The sequence below is a fragment of the Flavobacterium psychraerolatum genome, from assembly GCF_025960985.1.
GTDB lineage: Bacteria > Bacteroidota > Bacteroidia > Flavobacteriales > Flavobacteriaceae > Flavobacterium.
Window position 1 is genome coordinate 36,949 of the sequence record NZ_JAOQMX010000034.1, and the last position, 18,350, is coordinate 55,298.

General features: G+C 30.5%; 10 protein-coding genes. 7 read left to right on the forward strand and 3 right to left on the reverse strand.

Translation table 11 applies throughout. From position 1 onward, the window contains the following. The first annotated feature begins 1 nt into the window (after window position 1). The 6 genes from M2326_RS12785 to M2326_RS12810 all read left to right on the forward strand — a co-directional run bounded on the left by M2326_RS12785 (window position 2) and on the right by M2326_RS12810 (window position 10,556). Window positions 2-673 carry a sugar transferase gene (locus tag M2326_RS12785; protein WP_264619948.1) on the forward strand — a complete coding sequence of 224 codons (672 nt, stop codon included), beginning with the start codon at window positions 2-4 and terminating at the stop codon, window positions 671-673. Between the two features lie 17 nt (window positions 674-690). Beyond that, window positions 691-2,541, forward strand: coding sequence for a glutamine--fructose-6-phosphate transaminase (isomerizing) (gene glmS, locus M2326_RS12790; RefSeq protein WP_108741965.1), 1,851 nt, complete (start codon window positions 691-693; stop codon window positions 2,539-2,541). A 229-nt stretch (window positions 2,542-2,770) separates the two neighbouring features. After that, window positions 2,771-5,074, forward strand: a complete 2,304-nt coding sequence (locus M2326_RS12795) for a PAS domain S-box protein (RefSeq protein WP_264619949.1) — start codon at window positions 2,771-2,773, stop codon at window positions 5,072-5,074. An 11-nt stretch (window positions 5,075-5,085) separates the two neighbouring features. Beyond that, a complete protein-coding gene (locus M2326_RS12800; RefSeq protein ID WP_108741967.1) occupies window positions 5,086-6,057 on the forward strand; it encodes a response regulator in 972 nt (323 codons plus the stop codon). A gap of 179 nt (window positions 6,058-6,236) precedes the next feature. Continuing rightward, window positions 6,237-10,301 (forward strand): ice-binding family protein, encoded by a 4,065-nt coding sequence (locus M2326_RS12805; protein WP_264619950.1) that lies wholly within the window; start codon window positions 6,237-6,239, stop codon window positions 10,299-10,301. Continuing rightward, window positions 10,302-10,556: a hypothetical protein gene (locus M2326_RS12810; protein WP_264619951.1), complete on the forward strand. Its 255-nt coding sequence runs from the start codon at window positions 10,302-10,304 to the stop codon at window positions 10,554-10,556. 199 nt (window positions 10,557-10,755) lie between these two features. Here the strand turns inward: M2326_RS12810 and M2326_RS12815 are convergent, their stop codons facing one another. Continuing rightward, the gene (locus M2326_RS12815; protein ID WP_264619952.1) at window positions 10,756-11,823 is read right to left on the reverse strand and encodes an ATP-binding response regulator; all 1,068 of its coding nucleotides are present in this window, start codon (window positions 11,821-11,823) and stop codon (window positions 10,756-10,758) included. A 444-nt stretch (window positions 11,824-12,267) separates the two neighbouring features. Between M2326_RS12815 and M2326_RS12820 the strand changes: the two genes are divergently transcribed. Then, window positions 12,268-13,026 (forward strand): response regulator transcription factor, encoded by a 759-nt coding sequence (locus M2326_RS12820; RefSeq protein ID WP_264619953.1) that lies wholly within the window; start codon window positions 12,268-12,270, stop codon window positions 13,024-13,026. 197 nt (window positions 13,027-13,223) lie between these two features. Here the strand turns inward: M2326_RS12820 and M2326_RS12825 are convergent, their stop codons facing one another. Together M2326_RS12825 and M2326_RS12830 are read right to left on the reverse strand one after the other, a co-directional pair. Continuing rightward, the gene (locus tag M2326_RS12825; RefSeq protein WP_264619954.1) at window positions 13,224-13,589 is read right to left on the reverse strand and encodes a response regulator; all 366 of its coding nucleotides are present in this window, start codon (window positions 13,587-13,589) and stop codon (window positions 13,224-13,226) included. Between the two features lie 217 nt (window positions 13,590-13,806). Further along, the gene (locus M2326_RS12830) at window positions 13,807-17,373 is read right to left on the reverse strand and encodes a PAS domain S-box protein (RefSeq protein WP_264619955.1); all 3,567 of its coding nucleotides are present in this window, start codon (window positions 17,371-17,373) and stop codon (window positions 13,807-13,809) included. Window positions 17,374-18,350: the final 977 nt, after the last annotated feature.

The window sequence follows — 18,350 nt, forward strand, 5'->3', positions numbered from 1 at the left end:
TATGTATTTAATATTCAAACGTTTATGCGATATCGCGCTTTCATCCCTTTTAATAATTATTTTTTCTCCATTATTAATACCTATAATTATTGGACTAAAACTAACGGGGGAAGGATATGTTTTTTATAAACAAGATCGAGTAGGTTTTAAAAATAAAAGTTTTCCTATCCTCAAATTTGCTACTATGTTGAAAGACAGTCCAAATATGACAGGTGGAGTTCTTACAACCAAAAAAGATCCTAGAATTACGCCTATGGGTGGTTTTTTACGAAAAAGTAAAATTAATGAATTGCCACAATTATTTAATATTTTCCTAGGAGACATGAGTTTTGTAGGGCCACGTCCATTAATGGATGTGAGTTTTAAAACATATCCTATAAAAATTCAAAAAGAGATATACAATGTTAAGCCTGGTCTTACAGGTATTGGCTCTATAGTTTTTAGAGATGAAGAAAAATTAATAACAGATGCTAAAACTAGAGGAGAAGACATTTGGGATTTTTACTCAAACAAAATATATCCTTTCAAAGGTGAATTAGAAATTTGGTATCTGTCTCATCATAGTTTTCTTGTTGACTTCAAAATTATGGTGATTACAGCATGGGTTATTCTTAACTCAGATAGTCAACTGGTTTATAAGGCATTTAAAACGTTACCAAAAAGAAAATTTTAATTACTAAAAATAAAAATATGTGTGGAATTGTAGGATACATTGGTTTTAGAGAAGCTTATCCCATTGTCATAAAAGGATTAAAACGTTTAGAATATAGAGGCTATGATAGTGCAGGAATACTACTTTATGATGGAGCAGATTTAAAAGTTTCTAAAACTAAAGGTAAAGTTGCCGATTTAGAAGAAAAAGCATCAACTAAAATTACTACCAACGGTACTATTGGAATGGGGCACACACGTTGGGCAACACATGGGGTTCCAAATGATTTAAATTCGCATCCACATGTTTCTAATTCAGGTGATTTAACGATTATTCACAACGGAATTATCGAGAATTATGCACCATTAAAGAAAGAATTAATCAACAGAGGATATACTTTTTCATCAGATACTGATTCTGAAGTTTTGATTAATCTTATTGAAGATGTACAGAAAAAAGATAAATTAAAATTAGGTAAGGCCGTTCAAGTTGCTCTAAATCAAGTCGTGGGAGCTTATGCCATTTGTGTCTTTGATAAAAAAAAACCAAATGAGATTATTGCAGCACGATTAGGTAGTCCGCTTGCAATTGGAGTCGGTGAAGGTGAGTTTTTTATAGCGTCTGATGCTTCACCATTTCTTGAATATACTTCAAATGCAATTTATTTAGAAGATGAGCAAATGGCTATTGTTCGTTTGCATAAACCTTTAAAAATAAGAAAAATAAAAGACGATTCATTAGTAGACCCTTACATACAGGAATTACAAATGAATTTGGAACAAATAGAAAAAGGAGGTTATGATCACTTTATGCTCAAAGAAATATATGAGCAGCCAAGTGTAATCAAAGATACTTATAGGGGGAGGCTTCATGTAAACAATGGAATTATCCAAATGGCAGGAATTGAAGATAATCTTGAAAAGTTTCTCAATGCGGAGAGAATTTTAATTATTGCTTGTGGTACTTCATGGCACGCGGGATTAGTAGCAGAATATATTATAGAAGAATTTGCTAGAATTTCAGTTGAAGTCGAATATGCTTCTGAATTTAGGTACAGAAATCCAATTATAACTAATAAAGATGTTGTAATTGCTATATCTCAATCTGGTGAAACTGCCGATACATTAGCTGCAATTAAGCTCGCTAAGGAAAATGGTGCATTTGTATTTGGAGTTTGTAATGTTGTTGGTTCATCGATTTCAAGAGAAACGCACGCTGGAGCTTACACACATGCCGGACCAGAAATTGGAGTTGCCTCTACAAAAGCATTTACGACACAAATAACTGTTTTAACAATGATTGCACTTCGATTGGCTAAAGCAAAAGGAACAATGTCTAACACAGAATTTCATACACATTTGCAAGAATTAGAATTGATTCCAGAAAAGGTAACCGAAACATTAGCATTAAGCGAGGTAATAGCCAAAGAGATTGCTGCTATTTACAAAGAAGTGCCCAATTGCTTGTATCTTGGAAGAGGTTATAACTTCCCCGTAGCCTTAGAGGGAGCATTAAAATTAAAAGAGATATCGTATATCCATGCAGAAGGGTATCCAGCAGCCGAAATGAAACACGGTCCAATTGCACTCATAGACGAAAAAATGCCTGTGGTTGTTATTGCGCCCAAACAAGGTCACTACGATAAAGTGGTTAGCAATATTCAAGAAATAAAGTCTAGAAGTGGTAAAATTATCGCAGTAGTATCCAAAGGCGATACTCAAGTAAAAGCACTTGCAGATCATTTTATTGAAATACCAGAAACTTTAGATGCCTTTACACCTCTGTTAACTACAATACCCTTACAATTATTGTCCTACCACATTGCTGTTATGAGAGGATGCAATGTAGACCAACCCCGAAATTTAGCAAAATCGGTTACAGTAGAATAAGTATTAATATTTATACTATGGCAACGAAATAAGTCTCAAATAAGAACAAGGTTCCTATAGTTAAAAGAGCTTTTTATTATCATAAGTTGTATAGTAAGAAAATAGTTTTTTCGCTAAACATATCTTTGTGTCTGACCTGTTGGAGTCGATGATACGCATTATCTCACTTCGACTCCGATTTGGTGGATTTGGCTAAACGCAATACAATTTGCCTATTAAGAGAATATATATGATAGAGTTGGAATCTAAGAAGATAATAGAGAAACTAAGAATTCAAAATTCAAAACTTATAAAGCAAAACAAAGCACTTCAATTTTCCAAAAAAAATGCTGAGAAAGATCTAGAGCAATTAAACTTGCTCTGTGATTTCTCTGTTCTTGGTTATATTATTTTAGGATTGGATAAAAGAATAGTATCCATTAATCATAGTGGTAGTAAAATAATGGGGTTGTGTAATGCTGAATTGGTGAATTTTAAATTTAATCAATTTATTCCATTGGAGTATCTCCCCACTTTTGATGACTTTTTAAAAAAGGCTGTAGATACAAAAAGTAAGCAAAATTGTGAAATTGAAATAATAACAAAAGATAATTTGCAAATCTTTGTTCAATTATTTGGCCTGTATCTTGAAAATGAAAGTCAATACGCTATATCAATAAAGAATATTTCCAAAAAAGTAAACTTTAGAAATAAATTGGAAGAAAATAACTTTTTTTTTAATGCAACACAGCGATTTGGAGTTATTGGTTCCTATAAAATAAACTTCACCACCGATATATGGGAAGTATCTGATGAATTAAAAACTATATTAGGATTAAAAATAGATGATTCTATAAATTTAGAATCTTGGATGTCTTTGGTTCATCCTGAAGATAAAAAAGATATAGAATTGTATATCTTAGAAAAAATTAAAAATAAAACACCTTGGAATATTGAATATAGAATTATTCGAAGATCCGATGGAAAAATAAGGTGGATAAATACTAAAGGAGCGACCCTATATTATAAAAAAACAAAGGATTTTTTTTCCTTGGGATTAATGCAAGACATTACAGTTCGAAAGTCAGCAGCGGAAAAGTATAAAAATATTGAAGTCCATTCTACTAGTATTTTTAAATCTTCAAAAGAAGGAATATTAATTCTTGATGCTTTAACTGGACAAATAACAGATGCTAATCCCTCCTTAATCGAAATGATTGGCTATAATTATGTCGAATTAGTCGGAAAAGAGCTTTGGGAAATAGGAATTTTTAAAAATATAGCAACTTCTAAAGAAGCTTTTATAAAATTACAAAATAATAAACATATTAGGTTTGATAACATGCCTCTCGAAACTAAAGCAGGTGCATCATTAGATGTTGAGTTTGTTAGTAATGTATATGCCGTAGGACAAAAGAAATTTATTCTGTGCCTTATCCGTGATATATCTGATAGAAAAAAAATAGAAGAAGCACTTAAACTAAGCCGCCAGTTTTATTTTGCAATGTTCGAGAAAAACCAAGCAGTACAGTTACTCATTGATCCTCTTAATGGTAATATTATAGATGTTAATTCTGCAGCCACAGAATTTTATGGTTATTCATTAGCACAATTTAAATCAATGAACTTATCTGATATTAGTACCTTTCCTCCAGAACAGTTCATAGAAGAATTGGGGAAATTTGGATTAGCAGGCCAATCTTATTTTCAGTTTATTCATAAGTTAGCTTCGGGCAAAATTTGCGATATTGAAATTTATACTAGTCCACTACTAATTGAAGGTAAACCGTATTTAATATCCACAATTAATAATATAACAAAGAGAATACTTGAAAGAGAACAACTAAACCAGTTAAACCATAAATTAAAGGAAGTGAACGCTTTAAAGTCACAATTTATATCGACGGTATCACATGAGTTTAGAACACCGTTGGCAGGAATACTATCTAGCGTTCAGTTATTAAAAATATACCATGATTCTTGGGACGAGGAAAAGAAAGAAAAAAAGTACAAACAAATATTTGACGCTATTCAACAAACAAAATCGTTACTTGATGATGTGTCTTTAATTGATGAAGCGCAAAATAGTAAATCTTTCTTTAGACCTGAGCATATAGATTTTGTAACTCTATTGAATGATATAATCCAAGAGAATTTAGTTATCTCAGATACCAATCATAAGGTAGTTTTAAAAAATAATTTGAATATTAAAAATTATTTCATGGACCCAGTTATGATTCGTCATATTTTTAATAACCTTATTTCAAATTCAATAAAATATAGTCCGAAAGAAAAACTAATTAATGTAGGTCTTGATAGAATAAACGATACTGAAATTAAAATAACGCTTAAAGACAAAGGAATTGGAATTCCACAAAATGAAATTAAATTTTTATTAGAACCTTTTTATCGCGCTTCAAATATTGGTGTAGTTAAAGGAACTGGTTTTGGATTATCCATAGTAAAACGATTTGTAGAACTTCACAATGGTACCATACTTATTAAGTCAATAATTAACAAAGGAACAACAGTTACCATTACATTACCTTTTTGAAAACAAGAGATATGAAAAAAATTCTTATCGTTGAAGACGATACCTTGTTAAGAGAAAATATAGCCGAATTTATTGAAGGAGAAAAATTTCAAGTATTTGTAGCTAAGGATGGATTAGAGGGCATTCAACAAACATTACAGCACCTACCCGATCTGATATTATGTGATATTGAAATGCCTAAAATGAATGGTTATGACTTTTATAAAACAATTAAGCAGATTAAAGCTACATCCACAATTCCCTTAGTTTTTCTTTCAGCAAAAACTGAAAATGAAGATATTAGAGCAGGAATGCAGTTAGGCGCAGATGATTACATTCTCAAACCATTTGACTTATTTGATTTATTAAAAGTTATAGAGACGCGGCTTGCGAAATACGAAACGATTCAAAAATATAATGATGAAAAACTGCAGGCGCTAATAAAGCATCCTACCTTAGGAATGTTTATTTATCAAGAAGGTAAATTTTTACTATATAACGAAACACTAGCCTCTATATTTGGCTATACAAAAGAAAACTTCTCAAATATTACTTTTAAAGAGCTATTGGCAGAGGACCGGTTAAGTCAAACAAAAAAAATGACTGAGATAGATCAATATTTAAAAGACATTAATTCTACTATTTCTTTGAGATTATCAGCAAATCATAAAAATGAAGGGGAAATCAAAATTGAATTATTTGGAACTACAATTATTTATAATGGTATGCCAAGTATCGTTGGTAATATAATAAAATTGAATACTATAAAATCTACCATTAGTAATACCAAAGCAACTATTGAATCTAAATTAAGTAAGCGAGAATTGGAGGTCCTTGAATTGATCTGTGAAGGGAAATCTAATTTAGAAATGGCAGAACACGTTTTTTTAAGTCAGCGAACAATCGAAACCTACAGAGCAAGATTACTTTCTAAAACAGATAGTAAAAATAGTGCTGAACTTATTATTTATGCAATAAAGAATAACTTAGTAACATTAGAATAATCAAACTTCAATTATAAAATCACTTTTCTTAGCTTCCATCACAAAAAATTAATTCAACAACTGTATATGTCGGTATAAATACGGACATTTCCCATAGAGTATCTTTTAAAAAAGAGTAAGTATACTGACAATGAATAGAATATAATAAAGGAAATTTGCACTTTATTAAATTCTCAATAATGTCATCAAAATTAAACGTTCTTATTTATACTATTTTTTGTACTATTTTACCAACTGTGAGTTTTGCACAAATAAATCCTGCACCAATCACTGGTACCACAACTGATTTCCTTTTATTTACTGGAGCTGGAGATATCACAAATGCAGGTATTTCTTCTACATATTACGGAAGTATCGGTACTAATGCAGGAACTTTAGTAGGATTTGAAAGTTTAATTACACAACCCACAAATTTATATAGTGTTACAAAAGAAACTGCTCAGTGCGCAGTAGACCTAAATATACTTTACACAGATCTAGCTTCAAGAACAGGTACTAACAGAGTTGGTGTTTATGGTTCTGAAACTTTAGCTCCCGGGGTCTATACGACCGTTGGAGCAATTAGTGTTGCTACCGATTTGACGTTAGACGGTAATGGTGATCAAAATGCACGTTTTATCATCAAGACGGGAGGAGCATTCACCATGGCAGCAACTGCAAAAATTATTTTAACGAATGGTACGCAGGCCAAAAATGTATATTGGGTTATAGCTGGTGCTGCTAGTGTAGCTGCAAATTGCGAAGCCCGAGGAATATTTATTTGTCTAGGAGGTGCCATAAGTATGGGAGCAAATGCTACTATGCAAGGTAGCGCAATGACCATGGCTGGAGCAATAACTACTGTAGATGGAATGCATTTATCCATAGCATCACCTCCTGCATCCAATACTATGGTTTTATTGGGAAACCAAGAGATAACTTCAGGTACAACACCTGCAGATTTAGTGTTAGCTGGAAATATCAGTCCTGTCATAAAATGGCAAAGCGCATCAAATAGTACTTTTACTAATCCTATAGATATACTCCATTATTCAGAAATTCTTTCATTTTCTTGTACTGAAAATATTAATTCTACAACCTTTTACAGAGCTGTTATAGCTGTTGATGGGATTGATACTTATTCTAACAGCATCAAGATAACCGTTAATTCTATACCTAATTTAGCAGCTGCAGGTCCGTTTGTTCTTTATTCAGGAACTGGTGCAATTACTAATACTGGATCTTCTTCTTACCTAAGCAGTATAGGAACTCAAGTAGGAGCCCTTACTGGGTTTCCAAATCCTACAGACCCTTTACTCCATACTTATGATCCTTTGACACTTAAAGCTAAAGAAGACTTACAAGAGTTGTTTACTACTATTAATGCTTACCCTACTACTAATTCTTCACATCCAGTCGCATTTGGATCTAGCGAAATTTTACTTCCAGGTGTTTATTCAATTGGTGGAGCTTCAACTTTAGGAGGTAAGTTAACACTCGACGGACAAAATAATACACAATCACTTTTTATCATTAAAATTAACGGCGCATTTGCTTTGGCTGCCGCTACTGAAATTATATTAATAAATGGAGCTGCAACTGATAGTGTGTTTTGGCTTATCGATGGGGCATTATCACTAGGAGTAAATTCTATAGCAAATGGAACTTTTATTTGTAAAGCTGGAGCTATTGCTATTGCTAATAATTGTTTAATTCATGGAAGAATGTTTACTTTAGCTGGTGCAATAACCTTGGCAAATAGCAAACTTACTTATGCACCAAGCAATACCTACACAGACACCACCATAATAACTTCTGAAAATCAATCACTTACACCCAACACCATACCATCAACTCTAACTATTACAGGAAATATATATCCAGTAGTAAGATGGGAAAAATCTTCAAATATTCTATTTACAAACCCCACTGTAATACCTAATCCTTTAACAACATTGACGGGGTTAGAGATAGGAGCTATTACAGAAATAAACTATTGCCGAGCAGTAATGGAAGATGGAACTATTACAATTTATTCACCCTTGATTACCTTGTCTGTTTCTGCAATTACTATTCCGGGAATTCTAGAATCTAATCAATTACTGTGTGCAAATTCTCAACCTCATGATTTAGTATTAACTGGTAATACTGGTTCAATAACTAAATGGCAAAGCGCCCTGAGTCCAGATTTCTCAACGCCGATAGACATTGTGTCCAGCAATGCAACCTTAACAGGGATAGAAATTGGCACAATAAAAACTACAACTTATTTTAGAGCAGTAATTCAAAACTGTACCTCTTCGATTGCGTACTCAAATATAGTTACACTTGCTGTTACCTCTCTACCTTCTGGAGGAATAATCTCATCAAATCAAGATTTTTGCTCGCCCTCTCAACCAAGTACTTTAAATTTATCAGGCAATACAACAACGGTAGTAAAATGGCAAAGTTCCTTAACATCAGATTTTTTACTTACAACCGACATCATTAATACAACATCAACTTTAAGTGGAAGTTCAATTGGAATTATATCTGCAACAACCTATTTTAGGGCAGTAACAAATGACTGTAACTTGTCTTTTATCTATTCTTCTCCAGCCGTAATTACAATTGCAGCTGTCACAATCTGGAATGGAAGCAGTTGGAGTAATGGACTACCTTCTTTTTCAAATTCAGCTATTTTTAATGGAAATTTCACAGCAAGTGCTGACATACAGTCCTGCAGTATAACTGTAAATAGTGATGTTGCAGTAATTGTTGATTCAGGCCATAATATTACTTTAAACGGAGGTCTTACAATTGATCCTTCAGGTAGTTTTACACTAAATAATGACGCTAATCTATTGCAACCAGAAGGAGCCATAAATAATGGAATCATCACAGTAAAAAGAAATAGTGCACCACTCTATCGCTTAGACTCTACTTTATGGTCATCACCTGTTTCAGATCAAAATTTAAAAGATTTTTCAAATGGAACTTTGACAAATAGATTTTATTTTTATGACAGTACAGCATCTGTGAATGGAGCTTATGCACCAGTATTCAATAACAGTTTTTTTCCTGAGCAAACAGTAACTAGCTATAGTTTTGAAACTGGCAAAGGATACCTTATTAGATCTCCCAATACTTTTGCAACATACATTCCCGCAATTTTTCCTGCAACTAAATCGGCAGTACCTGGTATTTCTTATCAAGCTCAATTTACAGGAACACCTAATAATGGAACTATAAATAGTTCACTAAGTACTGCTTTAAATGGATACAATTTAGTAGGTAATCCTTACCCATCATCCATTTCAGTAGAAACTTTTCTTAAAAGTAATAGCGCAGCTATAGATGGAACTATTTGGTTATGGCGAAAAATAAATGATTTAGGAACAGGACTAGGTTATGCGACACTTACAAATGCTGGTCTTACAAGTGTTCAGCCAGACGTTAATGAAGGAGTTTCAACTGGAACTGTTGCAATAGGACAAGGTTTTTTTGTCAAAGTTAAAACAGGTCTACTTACAGCAAACTTACAATTTAATAATTCGATGCGGTCTAGAGACGTTACACACGCTTTCTTTAAAAATATAAATGCAGCTGTTACAGAAAAGCATAGAATATGGCTGAATTTAGCAAATACAAAAGAAATAATAAGTCAAAATCTAATAGGATACATTACTGGAGCTACAAATGGGGTCGATTATAGCTTTGAAGGTAAAGTTTTTGAAGGAATTTCAACAAGCTTATCGTCTATTGTAGACAATACTGAATACAATATTCAGGCAAGAAGTTTACCTTTTGATCCAAATGATGTGGTTCCCTTAAATTTCAGAACAAATGTAGCTGGAATGTATACGATAAGCATTGATCATGTTGATGGTCTTTTTGAAACCAATCAAGCAGTCATACTAAGAGATAATCTTACTGGTAATTTACAAAATTTAAAATCAGCAGCATATTCATTTGACTCACAAGTTGGAAATTTTAATACTCGTTTTGAAATTATTTATCAAAAACAATTAGTACTAGATGAGCCAAGTTTTGATGCCAATAATGTTATCATATACAAACAAAATAACACGATGAATATTAATTCCGGAAGTGAAATAATGGATAAAATTGAAATTTATGATATAATTGGACGCTTGCTTTATAGTAAAGATAACATTACTAGTTCCTCTATAAAATTACAAATAGACATAGTTGAAAAACAAATACTTATCATGAAAATTACGACTATTAACCATAAAATTATAAATAAAAAATTACAATACTAAATGTTTAAAAAGAAAAATATAAACAAAATCAAAAAAAATGTTTTTTATTTTGTTTTACTGGTATTATGCTCAACATCTACATTTGCACAAGAAGATCCATCGGGCTGGGACCCTAGTAGTGCAAGATACTATAATCCGGAAGGGGCTCCTAGTGATGATGATCCAGTAGGACTACCTATTGATGATCATATTTGGATTTTACTAATGCTAGCCTTGAGCTTAGGTGTTTATAAAGTAAAATTAGAAAAAAAGTAATTAGAAAAAAAATAACACAAAACTTGTATTAAATATTTAATGCATTCAATATCAATACCAATAAAAGTTTTAAATACTTTTAACATATTAGAATAGCAGTAAAAAAATCAGTCATAATTAAATTTATAAATTTAATTATAACTGATTTTTTATTTAATCTGATTATTTTGTCAAGAAATTACACCCTGATACTACTGCTCTAAATAGGGAAATATAATGTAATTTCCGTCCCCATATTTACAGTTGAAATAATTGTAAAAACACCACCCAGCTTCTTTAATATCGCTCTAGTTAAAAAAATCCCCAACCCCAATCCCTGTTGTTCTCTTTTTTCACGATTAAATTGCTGTCCAGCATCTATTTTTTTTAATTCTTCCTGAGAAAAACCAATTCCGGAATCCTTAATAACTACCCTATAATATTTATCATCAAAAGGCTTACCTATAACTGAAACAGATTTACTATCAGAGAATTTTAAAGCATTTTCCACAATCTCATAAAGAATAAAATATAAATACTCTTCACTAACTTTTATAGTAGCTTTTTTTATTCTAAAAAAAATTCTTTCGTCCGCATCATTATATGCTATTTGAATTGTATTTAAAACATTTTCAAACGTATCGCCGATATTACTTTTATCCTTTTCTGAATATCTTACTTCATTATTAATAACAATTTGATAAAGGAATAAGTTGAACATAGTTCTATTTAAATGGTAACCACATATTTTAATAATATCATGAAATTCTTTAATATTATCCTTTTCTAAATCATCTCCTCCATCTATTAACAAATTTATACTTCCTAAGATACCATTAAGAGAAGTATTGACTTCATGCAATAAATATTTTTTTTCTCCCACAAATAAATTACCAACTGTATTTTTTATTTTCTTGAATCTATTAATTTTTACCTCTACAATTTTTACTAATTCATTAATAATAAAAGGTTTAATCAAGAAATCATCTGCTCCCAGAAGCAAGCACTTTCGCATTAAATTATCCTCCTTTTTTGCAGTTAAAAATATAAAAGGAACAGCAGATAAAGGTTTGACTTCTTTCAATATTTCATAAAACATAAATCCATCCATTACAGGCATCATGATATCGCAAATTATTAAATCTGGTACCCAATTATCTAATAAATCCAATGCTTCTTGTGCACTCGACAAAGAGATAACTTCATAATTCTCAATAGCAAGAATTTCATGTATTGTTTCTCGAAGGGTTATCTCATCATCAATTAGTAGTATTTTACTTTTATACATTTAATTTATAGTGTTTTTTTGTTTCATAAATCTGCAATACTAATTAATCATACGATTCTAATTTAAATTCTAAGGAACTCCAAAGTAATAAAAAATATTTTTTTTTTTATATATAAGAACGATTCCTTACATTTTAAGTATTGTCGTACTTAAATCACAACTGCTTATCAATCCATATTTATACAACATATATACTCACAATCAATTAAAAATCTCATTATTTAAATAGAAATTCACTTTATGAATAGAACATTCTTACTTACATTGCTGGCTACCTAATATTATTTTTGCCTTTTAAATACTACATCGGTCAGCTATTATAATTTTTAAGTATAAATTAACGTCTCACAAAAGTATTTTTTTTCATATTTAATCAATGTGTTTTTGTGTAAAAATTAAAAAAAAATACCTATATTTTAAAATAGGAATGATTAGTTTTACTAGATGAAATTTAAAAAAAAAATAGTATTAATTGAAGATGATTTAGCCTTGGGAATTTCTATTGTAGAGATATTGACTTTCAATAATTATGATGTAGAGTGGTTCAAAGATGGTGCTGAAACAGTCACTTATTTTAAAAGAAAAACCTGTGATCTCATCATTAGTGATTTTATGATGCCTGCTATGACTGGCGAAGAATTATTTTTAAAAATCCATAAAGAAATAAAAAAAAACTCTATCCCTTTTATCATCATTACTGCTAATATTGATGAAGGTATTAAGTACAGACAGCTAGAAAATGGTGTCAATGATTATTTAACAAAACCTTTTAAGACAAAAGAGTTACTTTATAAAATCAAAAACATATTAGATTTCAAACAAAATATAGTTAAAAAATTATCCCCAGATCCATTTTCAAAAGTTACCATAAAATTGTCTGAAAAAGATTTTATTATATCCCTAAATGAAATATTATTAAAAACAATGAAGTCAAAAATTGATACTACTGAATTATCAAAAAGACTTTTCATGAGTAAATCAACATTAGACAAAAAAATAAGAAAACATACTAATAAAAATTCCAGCCAATATATAAGAGAATTCAAACTCGAATATGCAATTAAACTTATTAATCTGGGTGAAAAGAACATTCAGTTCCTAGTCGATGAAACAGGTTTTAATTCATTCTCTTATTTTTCTACAAGTTTCAAATCATATACTGAAATTTCTGCTCGAGAATATATTAAATCATTAAAAGTTTAAAAAAATATTTTAATTAAACTTTTAAGCGTAGTATATTATGCTACTGAGTTTTAATTAAAAAACGGATATTTAGCTAAACAATATTTTGGAATTAAATCCTTGCCTCTTTTTATAATTTAAAGCTACTGTATTTCGCTTAAAAAGTCCCCTTAAGCGATGCTTTATTTAGATTAAAAATAAACAGTAATAAATATTTATTACGCTAATAAAATATTATCCACTATAATCTGCTTGAGCTCTTCAAAGTTAAAAGGCTTTCTAATATATCCTTTAACATTAAGCCCCCTACTAATTAACTCGTAATCCATATTCATCATTGCCGTCACTAGTATAACGGGAATGTGTGCATAGACTGAACGCTGATGTTGCTCTAGAAAACCATATCCGTCAAGTTTTGGCATCATTAAATCACATAAAATTAATTCTGGTAGTTCCTTATGTACTTTTTCTAATCCATCTACTCCATCAATCGCTTCAACAATTTCGTACCCCATAAACAAAAGGAATTCAGAAACTAAAACTCTTATTTCAACCTCATCTTCGATAAACAAAATTTTAGCCATTTTACTGTTATATTAGAAACTAGTTTAAAAAATACACCAATTTAATATAAAAACTTGATATAATTAGTTTGAAATCAACTTATTTGGGAATAACTTTAAGAGTTGTTTAACCTAAACAAAAATCTCGATAGGGGTTTCACTCATATGAATAACAAATAATGATTTTAAAAAATCACAATCAAGATATACTACTATTTCATTTCTTAGACGAAAAATATTATTTTTTTAACTTTGGAAATTGTAATGTTACTTTGGTGCCTTCTCCCAACTTACTTTCTAATTTTATCAAACCCGAATTTCTCTCCGTAAAGATTTTAACTATATAGAGCCCCAAACCTGTACCTTGGATACCAATGGTATTACTCGCTCTATAAAAAGTATTAAATAATTTGTCTTGATCTTCTTCTGGAATTCCAATGCCGAAGTCTATAATTTCAACAATAATGAAAACTTCATTTGAAAAAAGATTAAAAACAACATCACCGCACCCTACAGAGTATTTAAATGCATTATTTACCAAATTAATAAGAGTATATTCCATTAGTTTTATATCAGCAAAGACAGGAAAAGTATCACCTTCAAATGATGTTATTAAATTTCTTCCTTTTTTTTGATCAACATCACATAATTCAAAAACATCAAAACAAGTTTCCTTTAAATCAAAATTAACGGGAGTGAAATCAGTTTTCCCTAGATCATTTTTGGAAATAATTAGAACTGTATTCATTAATTCAACAAGACGGTCAATCTCACCTATGATAGTATTTACTCTCTTTTCCAATAGTGACTGGTTTTCTATTTTTTGATTCTTCAAATACATTTGAATCAGTTCAGCACTTGCGCGTATAGTAGTCATAGGGGTTCTGAATTCATGTGAAATGGTAGAAACTAAGTTTGACTTTAATTCATTAAGTTCACGTTCCTTCTGCAACGTTCTTTTAACTTTTTCTTCTGCTTCCATTCTTAATGTGATATCTCTGGTAGCAGAGTGAAAGCTAGTCGCCTTACCTTTTTCTTTGACTAAATTGGCTGTTGTTTCGCACCAAACATAATCGCCTTTTTTATTTTTAAATCTTAATCGAGCAACTAAATATTCTCGTTCAGTTATAAATCCTAGAATACTCTTTTGCAATTTTTCCTTATCCTGCGGATGTATAAAATCTAAGGGCGTTAAGCCAATTAAGTCTTCTGGATAATATCCCAATATAGCATGTATCGAGGGTGATACATATTGAAAACTAGAGTCGAGGCCATGCAAACAAACCAAATCAATCATATTATCGGCTAAAAGACGATACCTGTTTTTAGCTTCGTCCAACTGTATATTCTTTATTTTGTTATTTTCTTCTACTAATAACCTATTTGTTTTTTCTAATGCTTTTCTTTTAGTAATATCTACAAACTGACTAATAAAGTGGATTAAATCACCTAAACTATTTTTTACTATCGCAACAGATAAATGTATCCAAATAATACTTCCATTTTTATGGATATATTTTTTTTCTCTATTCAAAGTAGATATCCCCCCTGTCATTAGCAATTCTAAATTAGCCTGATCTTCTTCAACATCATCAGGATGTGTTAAATCTAAAAAATTTCTTACTTTAAATTCATCATCTGTATATCCAAATATTTCTTCCATTTGGTTGTTTACGATCAACCAATTGCCATTTAGGCCAACAATAGCCATACCGACTGGTGAATTAATAAATGCTCCTTTGAATTGCTCTTCACTTTGTATTAACTCGTCTTTCAGTATTTTTTCATTAGTGATGTCTTGCTGAACACCAATAGCACGAATGGCTTTACCACTAACATCTCTTAAAATTACTGCTTTATCTTTTACATAAGCAAAAGTGTTGTCAGATTTTAAATAACGGTACTCAGTAGACCATCCAGTCGCACCTTCGTCAAAGGCCTTTTCAAGGCTATAAACGACATAATCTCTATCGTCAGGATGCACAAATTGCAAACTTTCTGAAACCTTTAAAGTATTATTTTCAAATATGTGTCCAAATAAAGTAGTACCTGTTCCTCCAAAAAACACATCGTCAGTTATAAGGTCCCAGTCCCACATAGCGTCTGAAGTAGCTTTACTGGCATGCTCAAACCTTTCGATACTAATTTTTAAAGCATCTTCTGCCGCCTTTAGAGCAGTTATATCACTAAAAGAACATATTACATAAATTAATTCTTCATTATCGCCAAATACAGGTATTGCATTAACCAACAACCAAACTAAATCATTGGTCACATTACGATGAACACCCATGACTATATTATGCAATGGTTTTAATTGTTTAATAGCTTTTGGAACGGGATGATCCTCAGATTTAAAAGTAGTCCCATCCAAATGTATTACACTCCAGCCTTTATCAAAGGAGGTCTTACCAAGCAATTGGTCCTGTGTAAGACCCAACATTTCACAAGCAGCATCATTATTTTCTACTATTTCTGATTGTGGGCCTTGAACCAAAATTCCAACTCCTACATTCTTAATAACACTACTGGTAAGTTGTTTACTTTTAAGTAACTCCAATTGAGCATTTTTACTTTCCGTAATATCAACTCCAAAACCTATTAACATATCAAGTGTCCCATCTTTGTGAAATAGGGGGGATATTTTTCGACTATGATAGGTTTTTTGTCCAAGCTTGTCATAGAGTACTTCTTCCCATACTATTGTTTGTTTTTTTAGTATTGCTTCTTCATATTTACTTGTTCGATTTATTGCAAATGTAGCTTCTCGATTCGTTTTTTTAGCATAATCGAAGTCGTTTTTTCCAACAATAAATTTTCGGAGTCTTTTATTTACAATAGCATTAGGGTTCAAGTATATATATCTAAAATCACCATCAAATACCGCTACACCAGAGGGGATTCCCTTTATGATTTTTTCATAAAATTCTTTTTGCAGAACTAGTTTATTTTGACTTTCTACATAATCCGTTATATCTCTCGAAGCGCCAATAAAAAAGGTGCCTTTATTATTTTCTAGTAATTCTATCTTACATGAAAACCAAATATAATGACCATCCTTGTGCCTGATTCTGTATGCGTGCTCATTTACCACATTTTTCTTTTGCCCCACCTTATTTAAAAACTCCGAACTTGAATCAAGGTCATCTGGATGGATAAATTTACTGTAACTACTTCCTACAAGATCATCATTCGAATAACCAAGTGAACTGCTCCAGTTTTTCGAAACATAAATGACATTTCCTTCTAAATCAAATTGGTAAAAAACCTCTAACGAATTTTTGATAAGCAAATCAAAATTATTTTCCTTTTGATATACCGTTTCCTGCAGCATTTGGTTATCAAGATTCAACTGAAGCAAGGATTCGATTTGAGAGATAGTCTGTTGAAGTGTTTTTAATTCAATTGAAGAAAGTTCTTTAACTTCTCTATTGAAAATGCAGACTGTTCCTGGTACTAAACTACCTGGAATATTTATAAGAAATCCTGCAAAAAATTTAAAGGTATTATTTACATCAATAGATTGGAATTTTGGATCTTTTTCGAGATCTGAAATTATTAAAAATTCATTGCCATTAACAAGCTCCTGAAAACAAATAATATCATTTTGATTTGTCAAATAATCTAAACCAATTTTAGATTTTATAGAGTGCCCTTGAACATCTGCCAATGAAATAAATGCGTCTTTAACAGCACATATTTCTGTTACAAAGAGTAACATCCTAGCAAAATCATTATCTAATTTTAATAAATTTAAATCAATAGCATTTGCTATATTATTTTTATTTGAAAATGCATTATTCATTTAATTTTATTTTTTAGTAAATAGGATATTGCTACAAGGTAACTTTTGTTCACCTAATAAACCTCTAATTCATAAGTTAAAAAAAAATATAGGTTAACTATTTTAACTTATAGGTTAAATCAATATAAAAACGATGTTCATTATATATTTTTGTTAAACAATTTGGGGGATTTCTTGTTATACAGCTAAGTTAAATTTATTTTAATGATAAATATTATGTCTTTTTTGTAGGTTATCAAAGACTATTAGCTGTATATACAAGATGCTTAAAAAATATTATGTGAATAACATTAATTTAATGTATAATAAACTTATAGAAATCGAAAAAAATAATAAGGAATTTTCATTAACAGAGAAAACGCTAGTAATTACAGCGAAAATTAGTACTACAACAATTGATTTGAATAAGATTACTAATGTTAGGATTACAAAATGTAGATCGTTATTAATCAATTATCTTTTAGGCTTCCTTATATTACTATTCTATTACTTTTTGGAATCATTCATAGAAAACTATTCCACTTTACTTTTACTACTGAAAACAATATTTCTAATTGCGTTTGTGGGTTCTTTTAATATAAAAAACTATTCATATTCAGTATTAATTAACACCATTAATTTGAACTATGTAAAAGTTAAAATAAATACAAAAAAACGAAAACTTAAGTCCTATTTTATCCCGAAAACAGATTACTAAATATTTATAACCTTTCGTAAATTTATGAAGGAATGAAGAAAGTACAAAATAATTTGATTAGGGTATAACTGTGAAAACTATGATAAATTCAATCCGGCCGCTTCGTTATTAAATTTCTCACTTTAATTTGCATCACTAACGGAGAAATTTAATATGAAAAGGAATGTAATCTTTTTATATTGTAGCTGTTTTGACCCCTATAAAACAAGAGTATTATTCTAAATTTCGATTATTAATTATGCGGTTAATTTTTCCATTAAAATTAGATCTTTATCCTGAT